Genomic DNA, 24253 nt, shown 5'->3' with positions numbered 1-24253 from the left:
GTGCCGGTGCTCCGGGGAACCGAAGAAACCAAGCCCCGTTCATCCCGCCGCAGCGGGTGTGTTGCAACAGTCGTACGGGACAGACATGGATCATCTATCAGGCTACGCGCACCGGCCCTTCCCCTTCGTGATACGCTATCTGCGCAAACGTCAGGCAGCTCACCTCATCATCCTAACATCGGTCGCCGGCGCCGTTGCATGTTCGGTAGGCACGCAATATGGCGTCAAGTTCCTTGTCGATAGCCTCTCCGCAGGCGTGCGCAGCAGCGGCAGCGTGTGGTCGGCCTTTGCATTGCTGATCGCCCTGATCGCCGCGGACAATATTCTGTGGCGCGTCGCGAGCTGGATCGCGAGCTTCACCTTCGTGGGCGTGACCGGCGACCTGCGTCGCGACATATTCCGTCATCTCACGGGGCATTCTCCCAGCTACTTCGGCGATCGCCTGCCGGGCATGTTGTCGAGCCGCATCACGGCGACGTCGAATGCCGTGTTCACGGTGGAGAACATGTTCGTCTGGAACGTGCTGCCGCCATGCCTTGCGACGGTGGCGGCGATCTGCCTGATTGGAACCGTCAGCGGTCCCATGGCCGTTGGCTTGCTGTTCATTGCGGCCATGATGGTCATGGCGATGTTCCGGCTTGCCGCTGCCGGCAAGCCGCTGCATGATGATTTCGCCGACAAGGCGGCGATGGTCGATGGCGAGATGGTCGACGTGATCTCGAACATGCCGCTGGTGCGCGCGTTCTGCGGCCTGCGCCACGAACATGATCGGTTCGATGCGACCGTCAACAAGGAGCTGGAGGCGCGCGGGCGCAGCCTTCGCTACCTTGAGAAGCTGCGGATCCTGCACGCGACGGTGACGATCGTGCTGACGGTGGCGCTAATGGCGTGGGCGATCTCGTTGTGGCAAAGGGGCGGAGCGACGACGGGCGATGTCGTTCTGGTCTGCACGCTCGGCCTGTGCATCCTCAATGCGACGCGCGATCTGGCCGTGGCGTTGGTCGACGTGACCCAGCACGTCGCGCGCATGAGCGAGGCCATCGCAACCCTGTTGCAGCCGCACGAGCTGCGCGATCACCCCGAGGCCGAGCCGCTGGTCAAGAGCGGCGCCGCCATCGCCTTTCACAACATCACCTTCCATTATCCCGGTGGGCACAAGCTGTTCGAGAACTTCTCGCTGCGCCTGCAACCGGGCCAGCGCGTCGGCCTTGTCGGGCAATCCGGCGGCGGAAAGTCGAGCCTGTTCACGCTGTTGCAGCGGTTCTACGATCCGCAAGCCGGCCGGATCACGATCGACGGCCAGGACATCGCCAAGGTCACGCAGCAGAGCCTGCGCGAGGCGATCTCGGTGGTGCCGCAGGACATCTCGCTGTTCCATCGCTCGATCCTGGAGAACATCCGCTACGGCCGGCCGAGCGCGACTGATGACGAGGTGCTGCGGGCGGCCATCGCGGCGCGCTGCGACTTCGTCGACACGCTTCCCGAGGGATTGCAGACCATGGTCGGCGATCGCGGCGTCAAGCTGTCCGGCGGCCAGCGCCAGCGCATCGCGATCGCGCGCGCGTTCCTCAAGGATGCGCCCATCCTGCTGCTCGACGAGGCGACTGCGGCGCTCGACAGCGAGTCCGAGGAGGCGATCCGTGAAGCGCTGAGCCGTCTGATGCGCGGCCGTACCGTGATCGCGATCGCGCATCGCCTCGCGACCTTGCGCAATTTTGATCGCGTCGTAGTGCTCAAATCAGGCACGATCATCGAGGATGGCGCGCCCGACCGGCTCATGCAGGGCGAAGGTCCGTATCGGGAACTGGTCACCCAGGAAATCGACCGGCTCGCCAAGTTCGCCGCCTGATCGTTCGCGGCGCCGCGCTTCAACATCGCACGAGGTCAACATGTCGGCCGAGCTCGCAAGCACACGTACATCGATGGCCGGTCTGGACGAGCCGGCGGAGCAGCCGTTCTACATTCCGATGACGGGACCCGCGGCGCGTCCGAGGCGCTCGCTCAAGCACGACGATACTTTCGTCGTGCTCGACGGCCATGGCGACATCGGCGCGTCGGCGGGCGGGCCGGACGGGCTGTTCAATGCCGATACGCGCTATCTCGCCCGGCTCGAGCTGACGCTCGACGAGGTGCAGCCGCTGCTGCTCGGATCGAGCCTGCGCGATGACAATTCGGCGCTGACGATCGATCTGACCAACCCGGACATCTACGAGCAGGGCCGGTTGGTGCTGCCGAAGGACATGCTGCACATCGTGCGCACGATCTTCCTGTGGCACGGCACGGCCTATCAGCGCATCGGCCTGCAGAACCACGGCGATCGCCGCGCCAGCTTCGATCTCAAGCTGAGCTTCGACAACGACTTCGCCGATTTGTTCGAGGTGCGCGGAACCGTGCGGGCGCGGCGCGGCAGCGGCTCCGGCCGCCTAATGGGACCGTCGGACGTGATACTCGACTATCGCGGGCTCGACGGCGCGATCCGCACGACGGCGCTGCATTTCGACCCGCGTCCGTCCCGGCTCACGATCGATGTCGCAACCTATCACTTCGAGCTCGACCCGCAGCAATCGACCTCGCTGTTCATTGCAGTGACATGCAACGCCCGCACCGGTGAGCCGCCGGGCCGCTTCTTCCGCAGTCTGCTCGCTCACCGCCGCGAGATGCGCCGCTGCACGCAGGGGGCGACCAGCATCGAGACGTCGAACGACATCCTCAACGAGGTGTTGTGCCAGGCCGCGGCGGATCTCAACATCCTGATGACGGATACGCCGGAGGGACGATATCCCTATGCCGGCATTCCCTGGTACTCGACGACGTTCGGGCGCGACGGGCTGATCACGGCGATGCAGATGCTGTGGGTCGATCCGCGCATCGCCCGCGGCGTGTTGCGGCGGCTCGCGCGCCATCAGGCGAAGCGGACCGACCCGCTCGCCGACGCCGAGCCCGGCAAGATCCTGCACGAGATGCGCGGCGGCGAGATGGCGGCGCTGCGCGAGGTGCCGTTCGCCTGCTACTACGGCAGCGTCGATTCGACGCCGTTGTTCGTGCTGCTCGCGGGCCTCTACATCGAGCGTACCGGCGACATCGACACGTTGCGGGAGCTGTGGCCGGCGATCGAGCAGGCGCTGAAATGGATCGACGGACCGGGCGATCCCGATCGCGACGGCTTCGTCGAATATCAGCGTGCGTCCGAGCAGGGGCTCGCCAATCAAGGCTGGAAGGATTCCTACGACGCGGTGTTCCACGCCGACGGCCGCCTTGCCGAAGGCTACATCGCGCTCGCGGAGGTGCAGGGCTACGTTTTTGCCGGCAAGCAGCTGGCCGCGCGCTGCGCGCGGCGGCTCGGCAAAGCCGACATGGCGGACCGACTCCAGGCCGAGGCTGCGCTGCTCGCCGAGCGCTTCGAGGATGCCTTCTGGTGCGAGGAGCTCAACACCTATGCGCTCGCGCTCGACGGCACCAAGCAGCCGTGCCGGGTGCGCACCTCCAATGCCGGGCAGCTGCTGTTCAGCGGCATGGTGCGCGAGGATCGCGCCCGTAAGCTGGCCGCCGATCTGCTGCGGCCGCATTTCTTCTCCGGCTGGGGCATCCGCACCGTGGCCTGCGGTGAGGCGCGCTACAATCCGATGTCCTATCACGACGGCTCGATCTGGCCGCACGACAATGCGCTGATCGCGCTCGGCCTGGCGCGCTATGGCCTCAAGCATGCCGTCGAGCAGGTGTTCCGCGGCCTGTTCGAAGCGGCGTCCTACATGGATCTGCGCCGGCTGCCGGAGCTGTTCTGCGGCTTCCGGCGGGAGAAGCACCGTGGTCCCACGCTCTATCCGGTGGCATGCGCGCCGCAGGCCTGGGCCAGCGCGACGCCGTTCACCCTGCTCGAAGCAGCCCTCGGGCTCGAATTCGACGCGGAGCGCGGCCAGATCCGTCTGCGCAATCCGCGCCTGCCTGCGTTCCTGGACTGGGTGGTGCTGCGCGATCTCAGGCTCGGCAGTTCGGCGATCGACCTGCGCATCCGCCGCCATGGCGAGGATGTCTCCATGGAGGTGCTGCGGCGGCGCGGCCAGATCCAGGTCTCGCTGGTGCTGGCGCAATGACGGGGCCGAAACGGGATTGGCGCGGCCGCGCCGTTGGGTTCGCCGTGTTGTGGCTGCTGCTGGGGAACGCCACGAATGGCCATGCACAGGCGCCGACGGCGCCCGCCAAGGATGCGGCTGTGCCTGCCAAGGAGCCGGCACCCCCGCCTTCGGTGACCATTCTCGGCGCCCGCGATGCGCATGGCGTGCTGGGCCGCGACGTGCGCAGCTCGAACGGCGAGGACATGGGCCACATCGTCGACGTCATCGTCGATCTCACCGGCACTGTGCGTGCCGCCGTGATCGATTTCGGCGGCTTTCTCGGCGTCGGCAGCCGCAAGATCGTGGTCGACTGGACCGCGCTCGATTTCAAGCACATCGCCGAGAAGAGCGACCGGGTGACCCTCGACCTCACCAAGGAGCAGGTCAAGGCCGCGCCCGAATACAAGGAGGACAAGCCCGTCGTCGTGCTTGGCGCAGCGGGCAAGCTGTCCCCCTGGGATTTCGATCATTGAGTTGATGTGCGTGAGTAGGTCCGCTCTGCGCCGGCGCAGCGGATCATGGCGGGGACGTTGTGCCCCGCCAGCCTCATGAGTTGAGACGTGAAACCATGCCGATTACACGGCCGTCCAGATCACCTGACCGGGAGCCTAGGCCCGACCGCGCGGCGGAAGCTGGCGCGCGTGAGGCCGTGCAGGATCATGGCCGGACGATGGCGAGACCCGTGCCCTCCCGGCAGAGCCTGCGCGGGCTCGACTGGTTCATCTTCTTCCTGGCCGACGTGCAGACCGGCTTCGGACCGTTCATCGCAGTGTACCTCACGACGCAGAAATGGACGCAGGCCCAGATCGGTCTGGTGCTGTCGATCGGCGGCATCGTCGGACTGATCGGGCAGATGCCAGGCGGCGCGATCATCGATGCGGCCAGGTCGGAGCGGCGGGTGGCCGGTCTCGCCGTCGCCGCCATCGGCTGCAGTGCGCTGGCTTACGCCGTATGGCCGATTTTTCCCGTGGTCGCGGGCGCCGCAACCTTGCATGCGGCGGCGAGCTGCGTGCTGGGCCCGGCCATCGCCGCCATCAGCCTCGGACTGGTCGGTCCGCGCGGCATGGCGGAGCGACTGGGGCGCAACGCGCGCTTCGCTTCGCTCGGCAGTGGCGTGGCGGCGGCGGTCATGGGGACCTGCGGTTATCTCATCTCCAGCCGCGCGGTTTTCCTCGTGACGTTCATTCTCGCCTTTCCCACGCTGATCGCGCTGTCGCGCATCCGCGAGCGTGAGATCGACATTGCGCGCGCCCATGGCCATGCCCTGCAGGAGGACAGCGAGGGGGCGCGGCTGTCGGGTCTGCTCGGCCTGCTGCGCCAGCGTGCACTGCTGGTATTCGCGCTCGGCGTGTTCCTGCTGCAGCTTGCCAATGCGGCGATGCTGCCGCTGATGGCGGGCGTGGTGACGACGAAATCGAGCGAATGGGCGCCGATGCTGATCGCCTTCTGCATCGTCGTGCCGCAGGCCATCGTGGCGCTGACCTCGCCGTCGGTCGGCGCGGTGGCGCAGCAATGGGGCAGGCGGCCGCTGCTGATGCTGGGGTTTGCTGCGCTCACCGTTCGTGGCGCGCTGTTCGCGGTGGTTCACGACCCCTACGTGCTCGTCGCCGTGCAGATCTTCGACGGGGTCACTGCCGCCGTCTTCGCCGTGATGATTCCGTTGACGGTGGCCGACGTCGCCTTCGGCAGCGGCCACTTCAATCTGGCTCAGGGGATCGTCGGCACGGCGACCGGGATCGGCGCCTCACTGTCGACCGTCATGGCGGGCTTCGCCAGCGACAGGTTCGGCAGCGCCACTGCCTTCATGGGGTTGTCGGGGGTGGCGCTCGCGGGTCTCTTGCTCATCGCGCTGCTGATGCCGGAGACGGGGCAGCGCGAAATCAGGGCTTGATGCGGGTGGGACGCCTCAGGCGTCCATGCTGCGCAGGCGCTGGCGGTTGCGGAGCACGATCTGGCGCGCGCCGGAGAAGCCGAGAACGCCCTGGCTGTGCAGCTGCGACAGCGCGCGGGAGACGGTCTCCAGGGTGAGGCCGAGATAGTCGCCGATGTCGCGGCGGCACATCGGCAGCGCCATCATGCCGGCCACGGCAAGGCGACGGTCCATCTCGAGCAGGAAGGTCGCGACGCGCTCCATCGCGGTCTTGCGGCCCAGCAGCAGCATGTGGTCCTCGGCATGGCGGAGGTCGTGAGCCGTCATGGTCCAGAGCTTGCGGGCGACGGTGACGTCGGTGCCGGCAGCCTGCTCGAGGCTGCGGCGCTTCACCAGGCGCACGGTGGTGTCGATGATGGCCTCGGCGGCGAGACGGTGCACCGAGCCGAATTCGAGGCCGAACACGTCGCCGGGAAGATGGAAGGCGCCGATCTGGCGACGGCCGTCGGACAAGAGCTTGTAGCTGCGCACGGCGCCGGAGATCACCTGATAGACGTACTCGGCCGGCTCGTCCTCGCCATAGATCTCCTCGTCCTTCTTGTAGGAGAACTCGCTGGCGATCAGCCCGGCATGGCCGGTGATCTCGGCAAACGGATTGGCGGCAGGAGAAGGGACAGCAGGAGAGGGGACGGTGTGGGTGGCGTTGGTGCTGACGACCGAATTGGCAATCGACTGATTGAGCATGACCATCTCCTTGCGGCGGATGGCGATGTGGTACACGGCGGCTCCCGTTAAGGACATTTGGGCCGTTATCTTAAGGGGGTTCCCCTACGTAGATCTACGTAACGGGGTGGTCAGGAGGCGCGCTGGGCGGTAGCCGAGTGGTCGTTTGCGATCGCCTTGCGAATCCGCTTCACCAGATTGTCGTCCAGCAGCGGCTTGAGCAGAAAGTCCTGGATCCCAACCGCGGCGGCGCGGGCCGCCAGCCGATCGTCGTAATGGCCGGTGATCAGCACCACCGGAGCCGTCGCGCCCTGCTTGCGCAACCGTTCCGCGAGCTCAACCCCGTTGAGCTCGGGCATCTTGTAGTCGACGACGAAGCAGTCGACCAGGGCGTGATCCGAGGCCTTCAGCAGCGCGGTGCCGCTGCGAAAGGTGCGGACATCGAAGCCGTCGGCTTCCAGCAGAAAGCGCAGCGAGCCGAGCACGTCGGCATCGTCGTCGGCTACGTAGACCGTGGGTTTCATGTGAGCCGACATCGCACGTGCCGCGAGAATGTGATGTTGAACCGAGGCACAACATAACACTCGATTCTGTCAAGGCAGCTTGATCTAGCTCAATCCTTCAGCGCGCCCGCGCGCATCGCAAGACGCACCAGCTCGGAGAGGCTGTTCGCTCCCATCTTGGTCATCACGTTCGCCCTGTAGACCTCGATGGTGCGCGGGCTGATGTCGTATTCGCGGGCGATCAGCTTGTTGGAGAGTCCGGCCATCAAGCCGTCCATCACCTGGCGCTCCCTCGGGCTCAGGCTGGCGATGCGACCGAGAATGTCCTGCGTAACCGATTCGTTCTTCGCCGCCGGCCCGGCCTGCTGGATCGCCGTCTCGATCATGGCGACGAGGCGCTCGTCCTCGAACGGCTTCTCGAGGAAGTCGACCGCGCCGAGCTTCATGGCTTCGACGGCGAGCGGCACGTCGCCATGTCCGGTCATCACCAGAATCGGAAAGCTGCTGCCGGCAGCCTTCATGCGCTTGAGCAGCTCGATGCCGTCGATGCCGGGCATCCGCACGTCCGAGACGACGCAGCCGAAGGCGAGCGTCGGCAGCCGGTCGAGGAAGCTTTGCGCATTCTCGAACAGCGTGACCTTGAATCCGGAGGAATCGAGCAGGAAGTTCAGTGAGTCCCGCATCGCCTCGTCGTCATCGATCACATAGACCTTGGCCTGTTCAGCCATCATGCTCAACCTTGGTTGGGGCGGCCGGCAGGGTGAAGCGGAATGTCGCCCCGCCTGCCTCGTTGTTCTCGGCCCACATGCGCCCGCCATGGGCCTCGATGATGGAGCGGCTGATCGAAAGCCCAACTCCCATTCCGGTATCCTTGGTGGTGAAGAAGGTCTTGAAGAGGTTGGGCATGACGTCGTCGTGGAATCCCGTTCCGGTATCGGACACGGCGACCTCGATCAAGTCGTCGCTGACCCTGTGATTGGTCGCGGCGAGCTCGCGCCGGGGCGCATGTGACATCGCCTCCAGCGCATTGCGGAACAGGTTCACCAGCACCTGCTGGATCTGGACCCGGTCGGCCAGCACGAGATCGGCGTCCGGATTGAGCTGGAATCGTAACTGCACGTTCTGCTCACGGGCACCGGCAAGGCCCAGCGCGCCAGCCTCCTCGATCAGCTTGGACAGGCTCTCGACCCGCTTTTCCGATTCGCCCCGTGAGACGAAATCGCGCAGCCGGCGGATGATCTGGCCGGCGCGAATCGCCTGCTCGGCGGCACGGTCCATCGCGCTCTCGATCTTGGGCGTGTTCGGATCGCTGCTGCCGGCGAGCAGCCGGCGCGAGCCCTTCATATAGTTGCTGATGGCGGCGAGCGGCTGGTTCAGCTCGTGAGCCAGGGCAGATGCCATCTCGCCCATGGCGCTGAGGCGCGAGACATGGACCAGCTCCGACTGCAATTCGCGTAAGCGCGCCTGGGTCTGCTGGTGCTCGGTGAGATCATGGGCGAAGCCGGTGAAATAGGGCTTGCCGCCGGACTGCATCTCGCCGATCGACAGATGCATGGGAAATGTCGAGCCGTCGCGGCGGCGTCCGGTGACGATCCGACCGATGCCGATGATGTGTCGCTCGCGGCTGGCATGATAGCGGAGCAGGTAGCCGGCGTGGCGCGAGCGGTCGGGCTCGGGCATCAGCTCGCTGACGTCGAGGCCGACCGCCTCTTCCTCGGTGAAGCCGAACATCCGCTCGGCCGCGGCGCTGAAGAACTGGATGGTGCCGTTGCCGTCGATCACGATCATCGCGTCGGGCACGGTATCCAGGATCGAGCGGAAGTGCTGCTCGCGCAGGCGCAACGCCTCTTCCAGCCGCTTCTCCTGGTCGATGTCGAGGGCGATGCCGCGCAGGTGCCGCGGCTGCCCATCCTCATCCGGGACCACGCCGGCGAGCACGCGAATCCAGTGTCCGCCGCCCGGCACCTTGAACGACATGTCGAACCCGGAGCCCTGGTGGCGGGCCTGCTCGATCGCGGCTTCGACAGGGGCGCGGTCCTGACCGGCCAGCAGCGACAGGAACGAGCCATAGGTGACCGGCTGGTCGGCAGCGATTCCGAACAGCTTCCGCGTGGTCACGGACCAGTAGAATTCACCCGAGGCGAGGTCGAGATCCCATGCGCCGAAGCCCAGCGAGTGGGAGTCTTCGGGGCGGATGGATGCGTCGGGAAAGGGTTGGGTGACGCCGCGCACTTGGAAGCTTTCGATCGATTCGCCGTTATGGCCAGGAGCAGAGTTGTCAGGAGCAGAGTTGCCGTGAGCAGCCCAGGGAAGACGAGGAAGCCCTGCGGTATTCTATACCAGATTGCGCCGTTGCAACCCCGGCCGACTTAACTTTGGTTCGACAATTCAAGGCTTTCTCCGATGTTGGGCGGGTTCCATCGCTCCCTTGCCGTTCGGGTTCCGCTGCAGCACATTGATCTATCTCATCACGGTAGGTGATTTCACCTCTAAGAGCTGCATGGAAGCATTGTTTGGAGAGACGGATGACTTTCGCGACTGTCATGGTGAGCCTTGCGCTCAACCAGCCCAATGAGGCCCGTCTCCAGGTCGCAGGCGATCTCGCGGCCCGGTTCGACGCCGGCATCATCGGCGTTGCGGCCGCGGAATTCACACCCCCGCTCTATTTCACCACAGGCGAGCAGGCCCAGGAGCTGGTCGAGCAGGGTGAGGGCGCCCTTCAGAACAGGCTGGCCGAGCTCGAGCAGCAGTTTCGCTCGGTCGTCGGCGAGCGGGCCGCGTCGCTGAGCTGGCGCAGCGGGCTGGATTTTCCCGCCCGCTATGTCCTGGCCCAGGCGCGCGCGGCCGATATTCTCGTCACCGGGAGCGCGCCTCCCGGCATGTCCGATGCGTTTGCGATCGCCAGCCCCAAGGATCTGGTGATGGAGGCCGGACGGCCGCTGCTCGTCGTGCCCGACAATGTCGGCTGGCTCGATCTCGGGACCGTGCTGGTGGCCTGGAAGGAGACGCCGGAGGCGCGCCGGGCGGTCACGGACGCGCTGCCGCTGCTCGCCAAGGCGAGCGACGTGGTCGTGGTCGAGATCCTTGAGAACAGCTCGGACTATGATGCCTGCGAGGCGCGCCTCGACGACGTGGTCGCCTGGCTCGGCCATCACAAGATCACCGCCTCGGCCCGCGTCGAGGAGCCGGGGACGGGGCGCAACGTGGCCGCCAAGCTCGACGCCGTGGCCGCCGATCTCACCGCCGGGCTGGTCGTCGCCGGCGCCTATGGCCATTCCCGATTCCGCGAGCTCGTGCTCGGCGGCGTCACCGAGCATCTCGTCACGCGCACCGAGCGCTGCGTGCTGCTGTCGCACTGAATTTCAACCGCTCCATCCGAGAACAGGATTGCCGCCTTGTACAAATTTCTCGAGGACACCGCCGGCAGCTACATGACGCGGACGATCACGACCGTGACCCGCGAGACGACGATTCGCGAGCTCGGCGACATGTTCGACCGCGACGATTTCAACACCTACCCCGTCGTCGAGAACGACGAGGTGATCGGCATCGTCACCAAGTTCGACGTGCTGAAATGCTTTGCGTTCACGCCCAACCAGATGTTGCCGCGCTACAGCGACCTGATGAACAGGACGGTCGCCGACGTGATGACGTCCGAGTTCATCTACGTCAGGCCGGACACCAAGCTGACGCGCGTGCTGCAGCTGATGGTCGAGCACCGCATCCGCAGCCTTCCCGTGACCGACGGCGACAACCGTCTGGTCGGCATCATCGCCCGCGAGGACATCGTGAGGGCGCTCGCGGCCGCGGCGAAGGACTGACGGCGGGCGCCTCGATCCGGAACTGATACGGAAGTCTAAGATCACATCGTCCCGTACGCATCCTCTGCGTGCGGGACGATCTGCTTTGCTTGCATGGCGCCCGCGCTTCGTCGTGCAACACCCGGCTCTTTAGCGGCGAACGGGTCGCAAGGTTGATTTCGATCAATTCCACGTGTGAGCGATTGTGGTTGCTGGGCTCGTGTTCTTTCAGCGAGATTCCGCATGAGCGCGTCCTCATCCACAAAATCCATGACCATCGGCGAAAGTGGCTTATCGCTTACGTTCGCCGTCACCGCCTTCTTGTGCGTCTTCGCTGCGGCGAAGGCACTGGATACGGCCTTCGCGTTCCACGCCTCGCTCGCGGCTGCCGCCAGCGCGGCGTCCGTCTTCTTCATCCTCAATCGCTACTTCGAGCGCCGCGAGCTGCCTCCGCAGGAGATCAATGGTCGGCCGAACTACAATCTCGGTCCGATCAAGTTCGCCTCGTTCATGGCGATGTTCTGGGGCATCGCCGGCTTCACGGTCGGCCTCATCATCGCCTCGCAACTGGCCTGGCCCGCGCTGAACTTCGACCTGCCATGGACCAGCTTCGGCCGCCTGCGACCGCTGCATACCTCGGCGGTGATCTTCGCCTTCGGCGGCAACGTGCTGCTGGCGACCTCGTTCTACGTCGTGCAGCGGACCTGCCGCGTGCGTCTCGCCGGTGATCTCGCGCCCTGGTTCGTGGTGATCGGCTACAACTTCTTCATCCTGATCGCGGGCACGGGCTATCTGCTCGGTGTCACCGAGGGCAAGGAATACGCCGAGCCCGAATGGTACTCGGATCTTTGGCTGACGATCGTTTGGGTGGTCTACCTGCTGGTCTTCCTGGTGACGATCATCAAGCGCAAGGAGCCGCACATCTTCGTGGCGAACTGGTTCTACCTGGCCTTCATCGTTACGATCGCCGTCTTGCATCTCGGCAACAACCCGGCGCTGCCGGTTTCGCTGTTCGGCTCCAAGTCCTACATCGCCTGGGGTGGCGTGCAGGATGCGATGTTCCAGTGGTGGTACGGCCACAACGCGGTCGGCTTCTTCCTGACCGCCGGCTTCCTGGCCATCATGTACTACTTCATCCCGAAGCGGGCTGAGCGTCCGATCTACTCGTATCGGCTGTCGATCATCCACTTCTGGGCGCTGATCTTCCTCTACATCTGGGCCGGCCCGCACCATCTGCACTATACGGCGCTGCCGGACTGGACGCAGACTCTCGGCATGACCTTCTCGATCATGCTGTGGATGCCGTCCTGGGGCGGCATGATCAACGGCCTGATGACCCTGTCAGGTGCGTGGGACAAGCTGCGGACCGACCCGGTGCTGCGCATGCTGGTCGTGTCGGTCGCCTTCTACGGCATGTCGACCTTCGAAGGTCCGATGATGTCGATCAAGGTGGTCAACTCGCTCAGCCACTACACCGACTGGACCATCGGTCACGTGCACTCCGGTGCGCTCGGCTGGGTCGGCTTCGTGTCCTTCGGCGCGCTGTACTGCCTGGTGCCTTGGATCTGGAACCGCAAGGGTCTCTACAGCCTCAAGCTCGTGAACTGGCACTTCTGGACGGCCACGCTCGGCATCGTGCTCTACATCTCCGCGATGTGGGTCTCGGGCATCCTGCAGGGTCTGATGTGGCGGTCCTACACGGCGCTCGGCTTCCTCGAATACTCGTTCATCGAGACCGTCGAGGCGATGCATCCCTTCTACATCATCCGTGCCGCCGGTGGCGCGCTGTTCCTGATCGGCTCACTCATCATGGCCTACAATCTCTGGATGACGGTCCGTGTCGGTGAGGAAGAAGTTCAGTCGCCCGTCGCTCTTCAGCCGGCGGAGTGAGGTATCCAACCATGTCATTCTGGCAACGACACCAAGTCTTCGAGAAGAACTCGATCATCCTGGTCATCGGCATCCTGCTGGTGATCGCGATCGGCGGCCTCGTCGAGATCACTCCGCTCTTCTACCTGAAGAGCACGATCGAGGCGGTCGACGGCGTGCGTCCTTACACGCCGCTCGAGCTGGCCGGCCGCAACATCTATGTCCGCGAGGGCTGCTATCTCTGCCACTCGCAGATGGTGCGTCCGCTGCGTGACGAAGTGGAGCGCTACGGCCACTTCTCGCTCGCCGCGGAGAGCATGTACGACCATCCGTTCCAGTGGGGCTCGAAGCGCACGGGACCCGACCTCGCCCGCGTCGGCAACAAGTATTCCGACGATTGGCACGTCACCCATCTGGCCAACCCGCGCGCCATCGTGCCGCAGTCGATCATGCCCGGCTATCCTTTCCTGAAGGAGAACGAGCTCGACGCAAACAACGTCGCGGACCATCTGAAGACGCTGCGCGCGGTCGGTGTGCCCTACACCGACGATCAGATCGCCAACGCCGCCGCCGATCTCAAGGCCCAGGTCGATCCGGACGGTGCCGGCGCCGAGGCGCTCACCAAGCGCTATCCGAAGGCGGTGGTGCGCAACTTCGACGGCAAGGCGGGTGCGCCGACTGAAATGGATGCGCTGGTCGCGTATCTGCAGATGCTCGGCACGCTGGTGGACTTCAAGATCTACAACGAAAAAGCCAATCTGCGCTGAGATCGAGAGGCGAGCATCATGAAGCCCATCATTGCAGTCGAAAACATCGCGTCGTCACTCGTGACGACGCTGTGGACCCCGATCTTCGTCGCGATCTTCATCGCGATCGTCACCTACGCCCTCTGGCCTCGCAACAAGGCCGCTTTCGACGAGGCGGCGAGCATGCCGTTGCGCGAGGAGTAATTCAACATGGCTGACCATACCGAAGTCGACAGCGTCTCCGGCACCGCCACGACGGGCCATGCCTGGGACGGCATCAAGGAGCTCAACACCCCGCTGCCGCGGTGGTGGGTGATCACCTTCTACATCACCATCGTCTGGGCGATCGGCTACTGGATCGTGTATCCGGCCTGGCCGACCATCTCCAGCAACACGGCTGGCCTGTTCGGCTACTCGTCCCGCGCGGACGTGGCGGTCGAGCTCGCCAACCTCGAGAAGATCCGCGGCGCCAAGATGGCGGCTCTCGCCACCGCCTCGCTCGCCGACATCGAGAAGGATCCGGCGATGCTGGGTCTGGCCCGCGCCAAGGGCAAGACGGTGTTCGGTGACAACTGCGCCGCGTGCCACGGCACGGGTGCGGCGGGCGCCAAGGGCTTCCCGAACCTGAACGACGACGACTGGCTGTGGGGCGGCTCGCTGGAGCAGATCCAGCAGACCCTGCTGTACGGCATCCGCTCGGGCCATCCGAAGACCCGCGAGGGCCAGATGCTCGCCTTCGGCAAGGACGGTGTCCTGAAGCCGGCCGAGATCGTGACGGTCGCCAACTACGTCCGCGAGCTGGCGGGGCTTTCGACCCGGCCGGGCTATGACGCCAAGGCCGGCGCCAAGATCTTCGCCGAGAATTGTGCGGCATGCCATGGCGACAACGCCAAGGGCAATCCGGAGCTCGGCGCGCCGAACCTCACGGACAAGATCTGGCTCTACGGCTCGGACGAGGCGACCCTGATCGAGACCATCACCAATGGCCGCGCCGGTGTCATGCCGGCCTGGGAGGGCCGTCTCGACCCGACCACGATCAAGGCGATGGCGGTCTATGTCCACTCGCTGGGCGGCGGAAAGTAACGGAAATCCAACGGAACTTTCCCTTCAATTGAGCTGGATCAACTGAGCGGCCGGAGGTGGGCATACCTTCGGCCGCAACTGCGAGAAGCCCCCCCAGCGATGAACCAGACGGTAAAACCCGACGACCTGAAGCGTGACGAGGTGCAGCCGGTGGACGATTACGGTCCGCTGTATGCCGCGCACAAGAAGGTCTATCCGCAGAGCGTCTCGGGCACCTTCCGCCGGATCAAATGGGGCCTGATGGGCTTCTGCCTCGGCGTCTATTACTTCCTGCCGTTCGTTCGCTGGAATCGCGGCCTTGGCGCGCCCGACCAGGCGGTGCTGATCGACTTTCCGAACCATCGATTTTACTTCTTCTTCATCGAGCTGTGGCCGCAGGAGGTCTACTACTTTACCGGCCTGCTGATCATCGCCGCCATCGGCCTGTTCCTGATGAATGCGATCGGCGGCCGCATCTGGTGCGGTTACCTCTGCCCGCAGACGGTGTGGACCGACCTGTTCTACGCGGTGGAGCGCCTGATCGAGGGCGACCGCCGCGAGCGCATGAAGAAGGATGCCTCCAGCGACCCGATGAGGCTGGAGCGAATCTCCGAGCTCGTGCTCAAGCATTCGATCTGGCTGATGATCGCGTGGTGGACCGGTGGCGCATGGGTGCTGTATTTCAGCGATGCGCCGACCCTGGTGAGGGAGCTCGTCACCTTCCAGGGGCCGATGCTGGCCTATGTCTGGATCGCGATCCTCACTGCCACGACCTACACGCTCGCCGGCTTCATGCGCGAGCAGGTCTGCGTCTACATGTGCCCGTGGCCGCGCATCCAGGCGGCGCTGACCGACGAATGGGCGCTCAACGTCACCTATCGCTATGACCGTGGCGAGAGCCGCATGTCGGTCAAGAAGGCCGCCGAGCTGCGCGCGCTGGGCCAGCAGGCCGGCGATTGCATCGACTGCAAGCAATGCGTCGCGGTGTGCCCGACCGGCATCGACATCCGCGACGGCGCGCAGATGGACTGCATCCAGTGCGGCCTCTGCATCGACGCCTGCGACACGGTCATGACCAAGATCGGGCGGCCGACGCGGCTGATCGGCTATGACAACGACATCAACATCCACCGCCGGCAGGAAGGCAAGGCGCCGATCTACAAGCTCGTGCGCGCGCGCACGGTCGCTTACGCCGCGATCATCGCGGTGGTCGGCGGTGCCATGGTCTACAAGCTCGCGACCCGTTCGCTGCTCGACGTCAACGTGCTGCACGATCGCAACCCGATCGCGATCAAGCTGTCCGATGGTTCGATCCGCAACGCCTATACGGTGCGCGTCCTCAACAAGCACGGCTTCGACCGCGTCATCGCCATCGACATCGAAGGCCCGGTGAATTCGACCGTCCACGTCGTCGGCGCCGACTCCGTCACGCCCGATCGCCCGATGATCGTGATCGGCCGCGACCAGACCGAGGAGCTGCGGCTCCTGGTGACCGCGCCGGAGGAGAGCAATCCGGAGAAGTCGATCCCGGTGAAGTTCCACATCACCGATATCGGCCTCGGCGTCGTCGCCTCCGCCACCGACAATTTCGTCAGCCCTTAAGACAGTCCGAGGAGCCCGTCCATGGCCAGCCGTTCCGACAGATCCACACCGCTGACCGGACGCATGGTGCTCGCAATGCTGGTCGCCTTCTTCGGCATCGTGATCGGCGTCAACGTCGTCATGATGAAGCTGGCGATCTCGACCTTGCCGGGCACCGAGGTCGACAGCGCCTACAGCGCCAGCCTCGGCTACGAAAAGGAGATCGCGGCGGCGCGCGCCCAGGATGCCCGGCGTTGGCAGGTCGAAGCACATATCGAGCGCGGCGCCGGCGGCGCGGCGGTCGTGCAGGTCAATGCGCGCGACGCGAGCGGCAATCCCGTGTCGGGCCTGACCTTCCAGGGCCGGCTGGAGCGGCCCGCCGACAAGCGCGCCGATCAGGAGGTCGCGCTCGCCGAGGTCGGCATCGGCATCTATCGCGGCACGGCGGAGGCGATCGCGCCCGGCCAGTGGGATCTGGTGCTGGAAGGCGATTCCAGCGGCCGCCGCCTGTTCATGTCGAAGAACCGCGTGCTGCTGAACTGAAGGGGCTTCCGATCATGCATGCGACGCGTGACTTCTCCCATTACGTCAAGGATCTCGGTGCCGGTTTGAAGCACATCGACCTCGCGGTCGAGGGCGTCAGCTGCGCCGGCTGCATGGCCAAGATCGAGCGCGGCCTGTCGGCGCTGCCCGACGTGACCTTGGCGCGGGTCAATCTCACTGACAGGCGCGTGGCGCTGGAATGGAAGCAGGGCACGCTCGATCCGGCCAAGTTCATCGATCGCCTCGCCGAACTCGGCTACAAGGCCTATCCGTTCGAGAAGGCGAGCGCGGAAGCAACCGAGGCCGAGGAGTCGCGCTTCCTGCTGCGTTGCCTCGGTGTCGCGGCCTTTGCGACCATGAACGTGATGATGCTGTCGATCCCGGTGTGGTCCGGCAACGTCAGCGACATGCTGCCGGAGCAGCGCGACTTCTTCCACTGGCTGTCGGCGCTCATCGCCCTGCCGGCGGCCGCCTATGCCGGCCAGCCGTTCTTCCGCTCGGCCTGGCGCGCCTTGAAGACCGGCAACGTCAACATGGACGTGCCGATTTGCATCGGGGTGATCCTGGCGCTGGGAATGTCCATCGTCGAGACCTTTCATCACGCCGAGCACGCTTATTTCGATGCCGCGATCATGCTGCTGACCTTCCTGCTGGTCGGCCGCTATCTCGACCAGAACATGCGGCGGCGGACGCGCGCCGTCGCCGGCAATCTCGCCGCGCTGAAGGCCGAGACTGCGACCAAGTTCATCGGCGCGGATGAAATCTCCGAGGTGCCGGTCGCCGCCGTCCGTGCCGGCGACCTGGTGCTGCTGCGTCCCGGCGAGCGCTGCGCCGTCGACGGCGTCGTGGTCGAGGGCCGCTCCGAGATCGACCAGAGCCTGATCACCGGCGAGACGCTGTACGTGCCGGCGGAGCAGGGCACGGCCGTCTATGCCGGCTCGCTCAACATCTCCGGCACCTTGCGCGTCCGCGTGTCGGCCGCAGCCGAGGGCACCCTGCTCGCCGAGATCACGCGCCTGCTCGACACCGCGCTGCAGGCCCGCTCGCGCTACATGCGCCTCGCCGACCGCGCCTCGCGGCTCTATGCGCCGGTGGTGCATGCGACCGCTGCGCTCACCGTGCTCGGCTGGGTGCTCGCGGGCGCGAGCTGGCACGATGCGATCGTCACCGGCATCGCAGTGCTGATCATTACCTGTCCATGCGCGCTCGGCCTTGCGATCCCCACGGTTCAGACCGTCGCGTCGGGCGCAATGTTCAAGTCCGGCGTGCTGCTCAATGCGGGCGATGCGATCGAGCGCCTCGCCGAGGCCGAGCACGTCATCTTCGACAAGACCGGCACCTTGACCCTGCCGGAGCTCGAGGTCGTCAACGCCGCCGACATTCCGGCCGACGTCTTCTCTGTGGCCGGCCAGCTTGCGCTGTCGAGCCATCATCCGGTCGCGGCCGCCGTCGCTCAAGCGGCGAAGTCGAGGTCGCCCCTGATGGGCGCAGTCGAAGAGCCGGGGCAGGGCGTCCGCGCTGTCGTGGACGGCGTTGAGATCAGGCTCGGCCGTCCGTCATTTTGCGCAGCCGAGGCGCTGGCCGCGCAGAGCGGCGGCGCCGATCCCGAAGCCTCCGTCGTCGCCTTCCGCCGCGGCACCGAGACATACCTGTTCTCCGTGCGCCAGGGCCTGCGTCCCGACGCGGCGAAGATCGTTGCCGGCCTGCAGCGCCGCGGCATCAAGGTCGAGATCCTCTCCGGCGATCGCGAGGCCGCCGTCGCCGCCGCGGCGAAGGCGCTCGGGATCGGCGAGTGGCGTGCCGGCGTCACGCCGGCCGACAAGATCGCCCGCATCGAGGAGCTGAAGCGCGCAGGCGTCAAGGTGATGATGGTCGGCGACGGCATGAACGATGCGCCGTCGCTCGCCGCCGCGCACGTCTCGATGTCGCCGATCTCGGCCGCGCATCTCAGCCAGGCCACCGCCGATCTCGTCTTCCTCGGCCGTCCCCTGGCGCCGGTACTGGCCGCGGTCGACTACGCGCGCAAGGCGTTGCATCTGATGCGGCAGAATCTGTGGCTCGCGGTGCTCTACAATGTCCTCGCGGTGCCCCTGGCGATCAGCGGCGTCGTCACCCCCCTGATCGCCGCCGCGGCGATGTCCGGTTCGTCGATCATCGTCATGCTGAACGCGTTGCGCGCCCGCAAGGTTGCCGGGGAGGCCTCCTCATGGAAGTGATGATCATTCTCGTTCCGCTTGCGCTTGCGCTCGGCCTTGCCGGCCTGGTCGGCTTTCTCTGGTCGCTGAAGAGCGGTCAGTATGAGGACCTCGAAGGCGCAGCCTGGCGGGCGATCGCCGACGACGATGAGCCCCCGCCGGCTCAGCCTGCGGCGGCGCCGAGCCGGTCCTGAACGTTCGGCGGCGTCAGTCGGAACGCCAGCCATCCCGCCAATGCCAGCGCGGCGCCGATGCCCGCCACGCAGGCCGTCCAGCCGAACCGATCGAACAACTGGCCGAGCACGGCCGTCCCGACGATGCCGCCGGCGAAATAGCTGGCGAGATAGATCCCGCTGGCGACGCCTCGATCATGCACGGCCGTTTGTCCCACGAAGCCGGTGGCCACCGCCTGCGCGAAGAAGGTGCCGGCGCCGACCAGAACCATGCCCGCAAGCACCGCGGCGAGCTGTGACGACAGCATCAGGACGAGGCCGAGCGCCGCAGTGGCGAGAGACCCCCAGATTGCGAGCCGCGTGCCGGTCCGCGCTGCGATCCGGCCCGCCAGCAGCGTGGTGCCGATCGACGGCAGGAACACGACATAGACCAGCCCGATCTCCATCATGCCCAGCGACAACGGCGGCCGCACCAGCACGAAGTTGACGAAGGTGAAGGCTCCGATGAAGGCGAACAGGACGCAGAAGCCGAGGCCGAAAGCCGCGCGCAGGCGGCGGTTGCGCCAGTGGTCGAGGATTGCGGCGCTTCGCAGCGGCATCCTGCCTGCCATCATCATCTCGCCGCGTCGCATCGTGGCGCCGACCAGCACGGCGCCGACGAGATTGAGCGCCGCGAAGACGTAGAAGGTCGGTTCGAGACCGAGCTTGCTGGTGAGGCTGGCCGAGAGCAGCCGGCCCACCAGATTGCTCGCGACGTTTCCCGTGATATAGGCCGCGAAGGCACCGCCGGCCTCGCCGTCGCTGCATTGCTCGCCGAGATAGGCCAAGGTGAGCGCGAAGGCCGAGGCCATGCAAAGGCCCTGCAGGATGCGCAAGCCGGCGAAGATCGAGAGGTCCGGCGCGCTCGCGAGCAGCGCCGTGAAGATGGCGAGCAGGCCGAGGCTGCAGACGATGCCGGTTCGGCGGTCGATCAGAGGGCTGAGCAGCCCGGTCGCCAGGCTCGAGATCGCCATGCCGAGCGTGCAGGCATTGACCGCGAGGCCCATCGCGGCGGGACTGACCTGGTAATGCTTGATCAGCGCCGGCAGCATCGCCTGGGCCGCGAAGAGATCGACGAGGCTGAAGAAGGCGATGAAGCCGATCACGGCAGAGCGCCACGCCGCCGCCCTTGCATGGGTACCGTCCGTGCGTGGCACGGCCTCTGCCGAAAGGTCCGTCATGTCATCTCTCGCAGTTCGTCACGGGAAGCGCCGACGCATCCGGATCGCGCGCTCGCCCGGCGGCGATCCGAACGCGACAGGCGGACGCGGTGCCTACATGTTGTGATCGTGCGGATCCTTGCGGACGTCGCCGACATAGAGGATGACGGTCTCCTTGCCGTCGTTCTTCCACCAATGCGAGGTGCCGAACACCTCCGGCCTGATGTCGCCGGCCTTGTGCAGGATCGGCTCGGCACAGTTGCTGGCATATTCGATGATCTCGCCCTGCTGGACGAAGATCAGGGCCGGGCGGTCGTCGTGGCTGTGCCACGGTACGATGCCGCCGGGCGCGATGGTGAGCTTGCGGAAGCGCAGCTCGCGATCCTTGATGGCCGCCGGCTGCTTGGCAAGGTCGATCGCGCCGAGAGTGACGTCGGTGACGCCAACGGCCTTGACGTCCACCATCTCGCGCGCGCCGGCCTTGATCTTGTCCGCAGGACATTCGCCGGCATGAGCGACGGACGCCGCCAACAAAGTCGTTGCAATGGTCAGGGCGAAGGCCGCGCCGCTGCGGCTGATGCGTTGAGCTGCGATCTGCATGGACATGTCATGTCTCCTCTGGTGAAGCCGCGGCCCGCGTCGAGCAGGCCTTGCGACGCGCCACCATCGACGCGCAGCGCCCGTTGCGGAAATGCATCCTGCCTCTGGAAGCGATAGGTTCTCGCTATCGATAGGCGGGCGCTATCCTCGCGATTGGACAACGGCATTTCTCAAGCAGGCGAGGCCGCGCTTGTAATGCGAACGCCCGACGCACGGGCGACAGCATTCATCAGGAGGAGATATCCATGACCCGCTTGTCCAGGACCTTCATCGCTGCGGCCGTGGTCGCGGCCTCTGCCACGGCGGCGATTGCGCAAGGCGGCTTTGATCTCATGCCCGGCATGGCCTATGTCTACAGCGCCGGCAAGACCAGCACGATGGCGATGGCTGCTGGCGACGCCAATCACCGCGCCATGATGCGCCACGCCACCAAGGTGCCGAACAACACCGTTTTCTTCATGAGCAACGGACAGCTCTATTCCACGTCCGGCACGCTCGACCCGACCGGAAATTTCTACCGGCCCTGAGCGTCGATGGAGCGGCAGGCCGCCCTTGTGGGCGGCTTGCCCGCGAACCTATCATGCCGATCTCCCGATGTGCCGGAGCAGCTCATGACCGCGCTTTCACCCGCAGATGCCGAACGGCTCAGGCAGGCCTTCCTGCAGTGCAGGGAGATGCAGGGCACCTTGCGCCAGCAGCTCGAGGCCTATGCTGCGGCGGGCCGCGAGATCTTCCCGGCCTATGCCTCGGCGGTGGATCGCCTGGTCGCCCGGCTCGACGAGAATGGGGGTGGTGAGAATGCCCCGCGGCCGGGGCAGCCGATGCCGCCGTTCGTCCTGCCGGACGAGGCCGGCCGGCTGGTCAGTCTGGCATCGTGCATCGCCAGCGGCCCGGTCGCCGTGATGTTCTTCCGCGGCCATTGGTGTCCCTATTGCCGGCTCAACGTCCGCGCCGTGATCAAGGCGCAGGATCGCATCGTGGCGGCCGGCGGTGCCGTCGTCGCGATCATGCCGGAGCTGCAGGCCTTCACGCAGCAGTTCAAGACGGACTCGGGCGCCACCTTTCCGGTGCTGACCGATCTCGACAATGGCTATGCGTTGTCGCTGAATCTCGCAATCTGGCTCGGCCGCGAGATCCAGGATCTGCTGGCGCACCAGGACATGGCGAGCTTCCACGGCAATGATAGTTGGGTCCTGCCGATCCCGGCGGCCTTCGTTGTCGGCCGCGACGGTCTCGTGACAGCGCGCTTCGTCGATCCCGATTTCCGCAAGCGCATGGAGATCGACGATCTCGTTGCGGCGCTGCGCGAGGCAGCCGGCTGATCCGGCCGCGTTGATATTTCACGCATCAGCCTCACGATCGAGCCATTCCCGCCAATTCCTGCCACGCAGCATGCGCATGACGGCCGAGGCCACTGCGGTGCGCTCACGCCCGGCGACGCCATAGAGATGCACGGTGCGGCGGGCATCGAGCCCATCGACGCTGGCCCGATGCAGCGTCGGCGGCAGCGCGGTGGTCTGCGGGACGACACCGATGCCGACGTCGGCTTCGACGAGCGCGATCAGGTCGCGCTCGGAGTGAATGTCGTGGCTTCGGTCGAGATCGATGCCGCGGTCCCGCATCAGCGTGCGCAGCCTGTCGGAATGTTCGCAATAGCAGCGGGACAGGAAGGCCTCGCCGCCGAGTTCGTCGATGCCGATCCTGTCCTGAGCGGCGAGCCGGTGACGCTCGCTCGTGACGAGTGCGAAGTCCTCGGTAAACAGCGGCCAGACGTCGAGCCGGTCCCAGGTCTCGTCGATCTCCGACGCGATGCCGAGCTCTGCTTCCCCGTTCTTCAGATGGTCTGCGATCGTCCGGCTGCTCCCGCGCAGAAGCCTGAGCTCGAGCTTGTTGAACTGGCGCTGCAACTGATCGAGCAGCGGCAGCAGCAAGGCGAGGTCGATCGAATCCGCCAGCGCGATCCTGAGCGTTCCGAGCTCTCCGCTCTTGAACGACGACGCCAGCGTCCGTGCGCCGACAGCCGCCTCGTAGCACTGCTTGAGCAGCGGTTGCATGCGCTGGCCGAGCTCTGTCAGCTGTGCGGCGGGCCGCTCCCGCCGGAACAGATCTCCGCCGAGCTCCGCTTCCAGCTGCTTGATCGCCCGCGTCAACGAGGGCTGCGTCACGTTGCATTCCTCGGCCGCGCGCGTGAAGTGCAGCAGCCTGGCAACGGCAAGAAAATACCGAACTTGATGCATTTCCATTGAGGTGCTCCGTTCGACCCGGCGCCGTCCCGAGTGCATAACCTGACAGACCACGTCTTGGCATCATCGAATGCGATAGCAGGACCCTATCGTTTGGCGAGCCAAACGGCATTTCCGTTCATTGCGTCGAACCGGCAGATTACCGCCACATTGAGCAATCTTCGACGCGGATGAAGGAACAGCCATGGTTGCAGATACGATGAGAGCCGAGCCTTCGTTACTTCGGATGTCGGGAAAGGTGGCGGTGATCACAGGCTCCACCAGCGGCATCGGTCTCGGCATCGCGCGGGCGCTCGCCGGCGCGGGGGCACACGTGGTGCTGAACGGGTTCGGCGCGGCGGAGGAGATCGATCGGATCAGGTCGGATATCGCCGTCGAGTTCGGTGTCCGGACATTCTATGCGGCGGCCGACATGATGCAGCCCGCGGCAATCGAGCAAATGATCGATGATGTCTTGCAGGAGTTCGGCCGCATCGACGTACTGGTCAACAATGCCGGAATTCAGCACGTCGCGCCGCTCGAGGCGTTTCCGGTCGACAAGTGGAATGCCATTGTGGCGATCAACCTGTCGTCGGCCTTCCATACGATCCGGCTGGCGCTGCCTGCGATGCGGCAGAACGGCTTCGGTCGCATCATCAACGTCGCCTCGGCGCACGGGCTGGTCGCCTCGCCGTTCAAGGCGGCCTATGTCGCAGCCAAGCACGGCATCATCGGCCTGACCAAGGTCGCAGCGCTGGAGGCGGCCGAAGGCGGCATCACCTGCAACGCGATCTGTCCGGGCTATGTCTACACCCCGCTGGTGGAGGCGCAGATCGACGGGCAGGCGAGGGCGCACGGCATCTCCCGCGATCAGGTCATCCGCGACGTCCTGCTGGCGCAGCAGCCCAACAAGCGCTTTGCGACGGTGGAGGAGATCGGCGCGCTCAGCGTGTTCTTGGCGAGTGAGGCCGCAGCATCGATCACCGGTATCGCCCTGCCGGTCGACGGTGGCTGGACGGCGCATTAACGCCGCGGCGTAACAACCACGCGGACGT

24 protein-coding genes are annotated in these 24253 nt (G+C 65.7%); 17 read left to right on the top strand and 7 right to left on the bottom strand.

What is annotated here, in order from left to right; translation table 11 throughout:
* Positions 1-85 precede the first annotated feature (85 nt).
* The 4 genes from HL666_RS08355 (at position 86) to HL666_RS08340 (ending at position 6003) form a co-directional block, all read left to right on the top strand.
* Positions 86-1849, top strand: a complete 1764-nt coding sequence (locus tag HL666_RS08355; protein WP_172111908.1) for an ABC transporter ATP-binding protein — start codon at positions 86-88, stop codon at positions 1847-1849.
* Between the two features lie 40 nt (positions 1850-1889).
* Positions 1890-4091, top strand: a complete 2202-nt coding sequence (locus tag HL666_RS08350; protein ID WP_172111909.1) for an amylo-alpha-1,6-glucosidase — start codon at positions 1890-1892, stop codon at positions 4089-4091.
* Entirely contained in the window at positions 4088-4585 is a 498-nt protein-coding gene (locus tag HL666_RS08345; protein ID WP_172111910.1) for a PRC-barrel domain-containing protein, read from the top strand. Before HL666_RS08350 ends, HL666_RS08345 begins: the two co-directional genes overlap by 4 nt.
* A 95-nt stretch (positions 4586-4680) precedes the next feature.
* Positions 4681-6003, top strand: coding sequence for an MFS transporter (locus HL666_RS08340; RefSeq protein ID WP_172111911.1), 1323 nt, complete (start codon positions 4681-4683; stop codon positions 6001-6003).
* Positions 6004-6018: 15 nt separating this feature from the next.
* Here the strand turns inward: HL666_RS08340 and HL666_RS08335 are convergent, their stop codons facing one another.
* From HL666_RS08335 to fixL, 4 genes are all read right to left on the bottom strand, one after another.
* Positions 6019-6726, bottom strand: coding sequence for a helix-turn-helix domain-containing protein (locus HL666_RS08335; RefSeq protein ID WP_172112157.1), 708 nt, complete (start codon positions 6724-6726; stop codon positions 6019-6021).
* A 110-nt stretch (positions 6727-6836) separates the two neighbouring features.
* The gene (locus HL666_RS08330; protein ID WP_172111912.1) at positions 6837-7241 is read right to left on the bottom strand and encodes a response regulator; all 405 of its coding nucleotides are present in this window, start codon (positions 7239-7241) and stop codon (positions 6837-6839) included.
* A gap of 77 nt (positions 7242-7318) precedes the next feature.
* Entirely contained in the window at positions 7319-7936 is a 618-nt protein-coding gene (gene fixJ / locus HL666_RS08325) for a response regulator FixJ (protein ID WP_172112158.1), read from the bottom strand.
* Complete coding sequence (fixL, locus tag HL666_RS08320; protein WP_311975709.1) at positions 7929-9404, bottom strand: sensor protein FixL; 1476 nt, start codon at positions 9402-9404, stop codon at positions 7929-7931. Before fixL ends, fixJ begins: the two co-directional genes overlap by 8 nt.
* A 329-nt stretch (positions 9405-9733) precedes the next feature.
* Here fixL and HL666_RS08315 point away from each other — a divergent pair, with 329 nt between their 5' ends.
* The 10 genes from HL666_RS08315 (at position 9734) to ccoS (ending at position 19198) form a co-directional block, all read left to right on the top strand.
* Positions 9734-10567, top strand: a complete 834-nt coding sequence (locus HL666_RS08315; RefSeq protein WP_172134114.1) for a universal stress protein — start codon at positions 9734-9736, stop codon at positions 10565-10567.
* 36 nt (positions 10568-10603) lie between these two features.
* Positions 10604-11029, top strand: a complete 426-nt coding sequence (locus HL666_RS08310) for a CBS domain-containing protein (RefSeq protein WP_009027195.1) — start codon at positions 10604-10606, stop codon at positions 11027-11029.
* A 222-nt stretch (positions 11030-11251) separates the two neighbouring features.
* Positions 11252-12898: a cytochrome-c oxidase, cbb3-type subunit I gene (gene ccoN / locus HL666_RS08305; protein WP_172111915.1), complete on the top strand. Its 1647-nt coding sequence runs from the start codon at positions 11252-11254 to the stop codon at positions 12896-12898.
* 11 nt (positions 12899-12909) lie between these two features.
* A complete protein-coding gene (gene ccoO, locus HL666_RS08300) occupies positions 12910-13644 on the top strand; it encodes a cytochrome-c oxidase, cbb3-type subunit II (protein WP_172134115.1) in 735 nt (244 codons plus the stop codon).
* Between the two features lie 18 nt (positions 13645-13662).
* Entirely contained in the window at positions 13663-13827 is a 165-nt protein-coding gene (locus tag HL666_RS08295; RefSeq protein WP_015668233.1) for a CcoQ/FixQ family Cbb3-type cytochrome c oxidase assembly chaperone, read from the top strand.
* 6 nt (positions 13828-13833) lie between these two features.
* On the top strand, positions 13834-14706 hold the full coding sequence (ccoP, locus tag HL666_RS08290) for a cytochrome-c oxidase, cbb3-type subunit III (protein WP_172111917.1): 873 nt from the start codon (positions 13834-13836) through the stop codon (positions 14704-14706).
* Between the two features lie 99 nt (positions 14707-14805).
* Complete coding sequence (gene ccoG, locus HL666_RS08285) at positions 14806-16287, top strand: cytochrome c oxidase accessory protein CcoG (protein WP_172180800.1); 1482 nt, start codon at positions 14806-14808, stop codon at positions 16285-16287.
* A 21-nt stretch (positions 16288-16308) separates the two neighbouring features.
* The gene (locus HL666_RS08280; RefSeq protein WP_172180798.1) at positions 16309-16809 is read left to right on the top strand and encodes a FixH family protein; all 501 of its coding nucleotides are present in this window, start codon (positions 16309-16311) and stop codon (positions 16807-16809) included.
* A 14-nt stretch (positions 16810-16823) separates the two neighbouring features.
* The gene (locus tag HL666_RS08275; protein ID WP_172180796.1) at positions 16824-19025 is read left to right on the top strand and encodes a cation-translocating P-type ATPase; all 2202 of its coding nucleotides are present in this window, start codon (positions 16824-16826) and stop codon (positions 19023-19025) included.
* On the top strand, positions 19016-19198 hold the full coding sequence (gene ccoS, locus HL666_RS08270) for a cbb3-type cytochrome oxidase assembly protein CcoS (protein WP_172111921.1): 183 nt from the start codon (positions 19016-19018) through the stop codon (positions 19196-19198). Before HL666_RS08275 ends, ccoS begins: the two co-directional genes overlap by 10 nt.
* On the opposite strand, the gene HL666_RS08265 is transcribed toward ccoS, so the two are convergent.
* Both HL666_RS08265 and HL666_RS08260 read right to left on the bottom strand, forming a co-directional pair.
* The gene (locus tag HL666_RS08265) at positions 19168-20397 is read right to left on the bottom strand and encodes an MFS transporter (protein ID WP_172180794.1); all 1230 of its coding nucleotides are present in this window, start codon (positions 20395-20397) and stop codon (positions 19168-19170) included. The two genes, ccoS and HL666_RS08265, sit on opposite strands and share 31 nt — an antisense overlap.
* A gap of 93 nt (positions 20398-20490) precedes the next feature.
* Complete coding sequence (locus HL666_RS08260; protein WP_246741485.1) at positions 20491-20982, bottom strand: cupin domain-containing protein; 492 nt, start codon at positions 20980-20982, stop codon at positions 20491-20493.
* Between the two features lie 239 nt (positions 20983-21221).
* Between HL666_RS08260 and HL666_RS08255 the strand changes: the two genes are divergently transcribed.
* On the top strand, positions 21222-21503 hold the full coding sequence (locus HL666_RS08255) for a hypothetical protein (protein ID WP_172111923.1): 282 nt from the start codon (positions 21222-21224) through the stop codon (positions 21501-21503).
* An 84-nt stretch (positions 21504-21587) separates the two neighbouring features.
* Positions 21588-22298 carry a peroxiredoxin-like family protein gene (locus HL666_RS08250; RefSeq protein WP_172180792.1) on the top strand — a complete coding sequence of 237 codons (711 nt, stop codon included), beginning with the start codon at positions 21588-21590 and terminating at the stop codon, positions 22296-22298.
* Between the two features lie 18 nt (positions 22299-22316).
* Here the strand turns inward: HL666_RS08250 and HL666_RS08245 are convergent, their stop codons facing one another.
* Entirely contained in the window at positions 22317-23219 is a 903-nt protein-coding gene (locus HL666_RS08245; protein ID WP_172180790.1) for a LysR family transcriptional regulator, read from the bottom strand.
* A gap of 184 nt (positions 23220-23403) precedes the next feature.
* On the opposite strand from HL666_RS08245, the gene HL666_RS08240 reads away from it, so the two are divergent.
* Complete coding sequence (locus tag HL666_RS08240) at positions 23404-24225, top strand: 3-hydroxybutyrate dehydrogenase (protein ID WP_172180788.1); 822 nt, start codon at positions 23404-23406, stop codon at positions 24223-24225.
* Positions 24226-24253 lie beyond the last annotated feature (28 nt).

It is taken from the genome of Bradyrhizobium aeschynomenes (genome assembly GCF_013178945.1).
Classification (GTDB): Bacteria; Pseudomonadota; Alphaproteobacteria; order Rhizobiales; family Xanthobacteraceae; genus Bradyrhizobium; species Bradyrhizobium aeschynomenes.
Note: the sequence above shows the minus strand (reverse complement) of the source record. Positions and strands in the feature narration are given on the sequence as shown.

Coding starts and splice junctions, on each gene's coding strand:
- HL666_RS08280 (WP_172180798.1), top strand. CDS start 16,309: ATGGCCAGCCGTTCCGACAGATCCACACCGCTGACCGGACGCATGGTG.
- HL666_RS08335 (WP_172112157.1), bottom strand. CDS start 6,726: ATGCTCAATCAGTCGATTGCCAATTCGGTCGTCAGCACCAACGCCACC.
- HL666_RS08260 (WP_246741485.1), bottom strand. CDS start 20,982: ATGTCCATGCAGATCGCAGCTCAACGCATCAGCCGCAGCGGCGCGGCC.
- ccoS (WP_172111921.1), top strand. CDS start 19,016: ATGGAAGTGATGATCATTCTCGTTCCGCTTGCGCTTGCGCTCGGCCTT.
- HL666_RS08245 (WP_172180790.1), bottom strand. CDS start 23,219: ATGGAAATGCATCAAGTTCGGTATTTTCTTGCCGTTGCCAGGCTGCTG.
- ccoP (WP_172111917.1), top strand. CDS start 13,834: ATGGCTGACCATACCGAAGTCGACAGCGTCTCCGGCACCGCCACGACG.
- HL666_RS08250 (WP_172180792.1), top strand. CDS start 21,588: ATGACCGCGCTTTCACCCGCAGATGCCGAACGGCTCAGGCAGGCCTTC.
- HL666_RS08275 (WP_172180796.1), top strand. CDS start 16,824: ATGCATGCGACGCGTGACTTCTCCCATTACGTCAAGGATCTCGGTGCC.
- HL666_RS08295 (WP_015668233.1), top strand. CDS start 13,663: ATGAAGCCCATCATTGCAGTCGAAAACATCGCGTCGTCACTCGTGACG.
- HL666_RS08330 (WP_172111912.1), bottom strand. CDS start 7,241: ATGTCGGCTCACATGAAACCCACGGTCTACGTAGCCGACGACGATGCC.
- HL666_RS08255 (WP_172111923.1), top strand. CDS start 21,222: ATGACCCGCTTGTCCAGGACCTTCATCGCTGCGGCCGTGGTCGCGGCC.
- HL666_RS08350 (WP_172111909.1), top strand. CDS start 1,890: ATGTCGGCCGAGCTCGCAAGCACACGTACATCGATGGCCGGTCTGGAC.
- HL666_RS08240 (WP_172180788.1), top strand. CDS start 23,404: ATGGTTGCAGATACGATGAGAGCCGAGCCTTCGTTACTTCGGATGTCG.
- HL666_RS08315 (WP_172134114.1), top strand. CDS start 9,734: ATGACTTTCGCGACTGTCATGGTGAGCCTTGCGCTCAACCAGCCCAAT.
- HL666_RS08340 (WP_172111911.1), top strand. CDS start 4,681: ATGCCGATTACACGGCCGTCCAGATCACCTGACCGGGAGCCTAGGCCC.
- HL666_RS08265 (WP_172180794.1), bottom strand. CDS start 20,397: ATGACGGACCTTTCGGCAGAGGCCGTGCCACGCACGGACGGTACCCAT.
- ccoN (WP_172111915.1), top strand. CDS start 11,252: ATGAGCGCGTCCTCATCCACAAAATCCATGACCATCGGCGAAAGTGGC.
- HL666_RS08345 (WP_172111910.1), top strand. CDS start 4,088: ATGACGGGGCCGAAACGGGATTGGCGCGGCCGCGCCGTTGGGTTCGCC.
- ccoG (WP_172180800.1), top strand. CDS start 14,806: ATGAACCAGACGGTAAAACCCGACGACCTGAAGCGTGACGAGGTGCAG.
- fixJ (WP_172112158.1), bottom strand. CDS start 7,936: ATGGCTGAACAGGCCAAGGTCTATGTGATCGATGACGACGAGGCGATG.
- ccoO (WP_172134115.1), top strand. CDS start 12,910: ATGTCATTCTGGCAACGACACCAAGTCTTCGAGAAGAACTCGATCATC.
- HL666_RS08355 (WP_172111908.1), top strand. CDS start 86: ATGGATCATCTATCAGGCTACGCGCACCGGCCCTTCCCCTTCGTGATA.